This is a genomic window from Mesorhizobium sp. M7A.F.Ca.US.006.04.2.1 (assembly GCF_004022915.1).
GTDB lineage: Bacteria > Pseudomonadota > Alphaproteobacteria > Rhizobiales > Rhizobiaceae > Mesorhizobium > Mesorhizobium ciceri.
In genome coordinates this window covers 1-1108 of sequence record NZ_RZQA01001317.1, presented here as the reverse complement: position 1 = coordinate 1108, position 1108 = coordinate 1, and the positions used below count along the sequence as shown (strand labels likewise).

The window sequence follows — 1108 nt, the reverse complement described above, 5'->3', positions numbered from 1 at the left end:
ACCGGACAGCATCGGCAATGCGTAGAGAAACATCATCGTCGTGCCGTGCATCGAAAAGAGCTGGTTGTAGGCGTCGGGCGACAGCACTTTGAGCTCGGGTTGCGCCAACTGCACGCGCATCACAAGGGCTTCCATGCCGCCGATCACCAGGAAGAAAAACGCCGTACAGAGATAGCGGATGCCGATGGTCTTGTGGTCGACGCTCGCTAGCCATCCGTAAAGGCCGGGCGCGGTTTCCCAGATTCCGAGCAGTCTCTGGCGTTCGGCGGGGTTGATCGTATCGACATGGACGACCATTACTTGAGGCCCTCCAGATAGGACGTCACGCCGTCGATCTCGCTCGCCAGCATGCCCAGTTCTGGCATCTTCACGCCCGGCTTGATGGTCTGGGTGTTGTTGATCCAGCGGGCGAGGTTCTGCGGTGTATTGGACATGAGTCCGGAGGCGATCGTCTCGCGGTCGCCGAAGTGAGACAGGTCGGGCCCGAGGATGCCGCCGGCGGGCGTGCCGCGGATCGTGTGGCACGCGGCGCAGCGCGCCATGAAGGTTCTAAGCCGAGGATCGTCGGCCGAACCCGTTGCCGGTTGAAGCTGGCGGTCCCACCAGGCGTTGAAATCCGCTTGCGACAGGACGCGCACGGTGAAGGCCATGTTGGCGTGCTGCAGCCCGCAGAACTCGCTGCACTGGCCGCGAAAGTCGCCGACCTTGTCGGCCTCGAGCCAGGTGACGTTGGTGCGCGACGGTATCATGTCCATCTTGCCGCCGAGCTTCGGCACCCAGAAGGAATGGATGACGTCCCTTGAGGTGAGATTGATCTGGACCGGCACGCCCACCGGGATCACAAGCTGGTTGGCGGTGCCGAATTCGCGGGCGGGGTCGCTCGAATGGTATTTGACGGCCCACCACCATTCCTGGCCGATGACGTCGATGCTGAGTGCCTTGGCCTGCGCCGGTTCGCCGATCGAGCTCACCGTAGCCAGCGTCCATACCGCCGAACCCAGCAGGAAGACCGTCGAGATTGCCACACCGATGCCGATCCAGCGAATGGCTGCGCGGTCGTTAACCGGGGCGATCTCGAGCTCGCCGACCGGTCGCCGGCGCCATATGG

2 protein-coding genes are annotated in these 1108 nt (G+C 63.3%); both read right to left on the bottom strand.

The genetic code is table 11. The features are described from left to right. The coding region (locus EN925_RS36950) for a cbb3-type cytochrome c oxidase subunit I (RefSeq protein WP_206633153.1) at positions 1 to 297 on the bottom strand (297 nt) is incomplete at its 3' end. Then, on the bottom strand, positions 297 to 1108 hold an 812-nt coding region (gene coxB / locus EN925_RS36945), incomplete at its 5' end, for a cytochrome c oxidase subunit II (protein WP_128337420.1). The genes EN925_RS36950 and coxB, both read right to left, overlap by 1 nt.